The sequence below is a fragment of the Corynebacterium gottingense genome, assembly GCF_003693265.1.
GTDB classification, from domain to species: domain Bacteria; phylum Actinomycetota; class Actinomycetes; order Mycobacteriales; family Mycobacteriaceae; genus Corynebacterium; species Corynebacterium gottingense.
Window position 1 is genome coordinate 1 of sequence record NZ_RDRE01000089.1, and the last position, 2317, is coordinate 2317.

Genomic DNA, 2317 nt, shown 5'->3' on the forward strand with positions numbered 1-2317 from the left:
ACATCGTGCTGGGCGGCAACCCGGAAATTCTGCTGGACGCGAAGCTGCAGGCGCAGGGCCTGGACCCGTTTGAGAACGAGGAGGGCTACCAGGAGGCGTGGGACGCACAGCTCCCGGCCGCAAAGGAACGCTCCAAGCAGCTTGGCGACGAAGTCCGCGCCGCCGGCGGCCTCTACGTGATCGGCACCGAGCGCCACGAGTCGCGCCGCATCGACAACCAGCTGCGCGGCCGTTCCGGCCGCCAGGGTGACCCGGGCGAGACCCGCTTCTACCTCTCCATGCGCGACGAGCTCATGGTGCGCTTCATGGGCCAGTCCATGGAGAACATGATGAACCGCCTCAACGTGCCGGACGACGTGCCGATTGAGGCGAAGATGGTCTCTAACGCCGTGAAGGGCGCGCAGGCCCGCGTGGAGAACCAGAACTTTGAGATGCGCAAGAACGTGCTCAAGTACGACGAGGTGCTCAACGAGCAGCGCAAGGTGGTCTACCGCGAGCGCCAGGAAATCCTGGGCTCCAAGGACATCAAGGACCAGGTCCGCCGCATGATCGATGACACCGTCGGCGCCTACGTCGAGGGAGCCACCATGAACGGTTACGTGGAGGACTGGGACCTGCGCGAGCTGTGGAACGCGCTCGACTCCCTCTACGGCCCGACGGTGTCCTCCGAAGAGCTCGTCGAGGGCTCCACCTACGGCAGCCCGGGCGAGATCAGCGCCTCCGAGCTGCGCCAGGCGCTTATCGACGATGCGCAGGCCCAGTACGACAAGCTCGAGGAGAACGTCGCCGCGATCGGCGGGGATGACCAGATGCGCAACATCGAGCGTTCCGTGATCCTGCCGATCATCGACACCAAGTGGCGCGAGCACCTCTACGAGATGGACTACCTGAAGGAAGGCATCGGCCTGCGCGCGATGGCGCAGCGTGACCCGCTGGTGGAGTACCAGAAGGAAGGTGGCGACATGTTCGCCGCCATGAACGAGGCCGTCCAGGAGGAGACGGTGCGCCAGCTCTTCCTCATCCGCAAGCAGTTCGAGGGGCAGAACGGCACTGAGGGCTCCGGCGACGCACCGCAGGGTCAGCAGGCCTAAATTCCCGTACACTACCGGGAGTGAAGAAAGGAGAGAGGCAATGCAGGGACTGATTATTGATTACGCCGGCGTCCTGGACCAGGACCCGGAGGATGTCGCCCGCTGGCGCGAGCTCATCGCCGAGGTAAAGAAGCAGGAGATCTCCGTCGGCATCCTGTCCAACGAAGAGGCGGACAGCCCGATGGCGGAGGCCATCCGCGAGTGGGAGTTCCGCGGCGACGTGGACGCCGTCGTCCTCTCCGGCGAGGTCGGGGTGGGCAAGCCTGACCGCGCCGCGTTCCAGGCTGCGGCCGACGCCATCGACGTGATCATCAACGACTGCGTGATGATCGACGACGACATTGTCAACGTCCGCGCGGCCGTCGAGTTCGGCATGATCGGCATCCTGCACACCGCCTTCGAGCGCACCGCGGTGGAGATCCAAACCTTGTTCGGAGTTGAGGGCGAGTTCTAATGCGCGTCTACATCCCCGCCACCTTCGCCATGCTGGAACAGCTCAACGAGCAGGGCGTCCTGCACGCTCGCAATGGGTGGGGCTTCGCCGCCACCCCGGAGCTCACCGAGTTTTTCACCTCCGGCGACCAGGAGGAAGTCGAGGCCATCGCGTTCGATGACGCGGCGCTCGCCTCGATCCGCTTGCTCGCCATCGGCGACGAGGAGCGCTTCCCGCACCGCCGCGTCGTCGTCTCCGCCGACGTTGACGCCACCGGCGAGCCGGACATGGGCGAGTCCGTGGTCAAGGTGTCCGGCCCCGTCGAGCTCAAGGACATCGCCGCCGTCCACGTGGACGTGCGCGAGGCCGAGGACGCCACAAAGCGGGCCACCGAGCTTATCGACGCCGCCGATCTCGGCGACGAGGACGCCGAGCTGGCCGTGGGCGACGCCCAGGACAACTACATGGCGTTCTTCGACCCCAGCGAGCTACCGTTCCTCATCGAGCTGCTTTAGCTCCCACTCATTATTCGAGTGCAGCGCAGCCAACAGGTTGCGCACCGCCGCCGCCCGCCTGCCCACAGGCGAGTCGGCGGCGAAGTCGTCCCACGCGCACTCCGGGTCCGCGGGCGGGCCCAGGTGGGTGCAGCCGCGCGGGCAAGCGTCTGCGGCCTCGGACAGGTCCGGGAAGACGTCGATGATCTGCTCCGGCTGGACGTGCGCCAGCCCGAACGACCGGATGCCGGGGGTGTCGATGATCCAGCCGCCGCCCGGGCCGGTGAGCTCCAGGGCGA

At 66.5% G+C, this 2317-nt stretch carries 3 protein-coding genes and 1 pseudogene; 3 read left to right on the forward strand and 1 reads right to left on the reverse strand.

Features of this window, described 5'->3' with window-relative positions:
• The 3 genes from EAW56_RS11760 to EAW56_RS11770 all read left to right on the forward strand — a co-directional run.
• Positions 1-1091 (forward strand): preprotein translocase subunit SecA (locus tag EAW56_RS11760; protein WP_482764197.1); only part of this gene is annotated, 1091 nt, incomplete at its 5' end.
• Between the two features lie 40 nt (positions 1092-1131).
• Complete coding sequence (locus EAW56_RS11765; protein ID WP_095536393.1) at positions 1132-1545, forward strand: HAD family hydrolase; 414 nt, start codon at positions 1132-1134, stop codon at positions 1543-1545.
• Entirely contained in the window at positions 1545-2039 is a 495-nt protein-coding gene (locus EAW56_RS11770) for a DUF6912 family protein (protein ID WP_122086742.1), read from the forward strand. Before EAW56_RS11765 ends, EAW56_RS11770 begins: the two co-directional genes overlap by 1 nt.
• Here EAW56_RS11770 and EAW56_RS11775 read toward each other — a convergent pair.
• Positions 2013-2317 (reverse strand): annotated as a pseudogene (locus EAW56_RS11775) (ribosome small subunit-dependent GTPase A); the annotation flags it as partial. The gene EAW56_RS11770 and the pseudogene EAW56_RS11775 sit on opposite strands and share 27 nt — an antisense overlap.

Coding starts and splice junctions, on each gene's coding strand:
- EAW56_RS11765 (WP_095536393.1), top strand. CDS start 1,132: ATGCAGGGACTGATTATTGATTACGCCGGCGTCCTGGACCAGGACCCG.
- EAW56_RS11770 (WP_122086742.1), top strand. CDS start 1,545: ATGCGCGTCTACATCCCCGCCACCTTCGCCATGCTGGAACAGCTCAAC.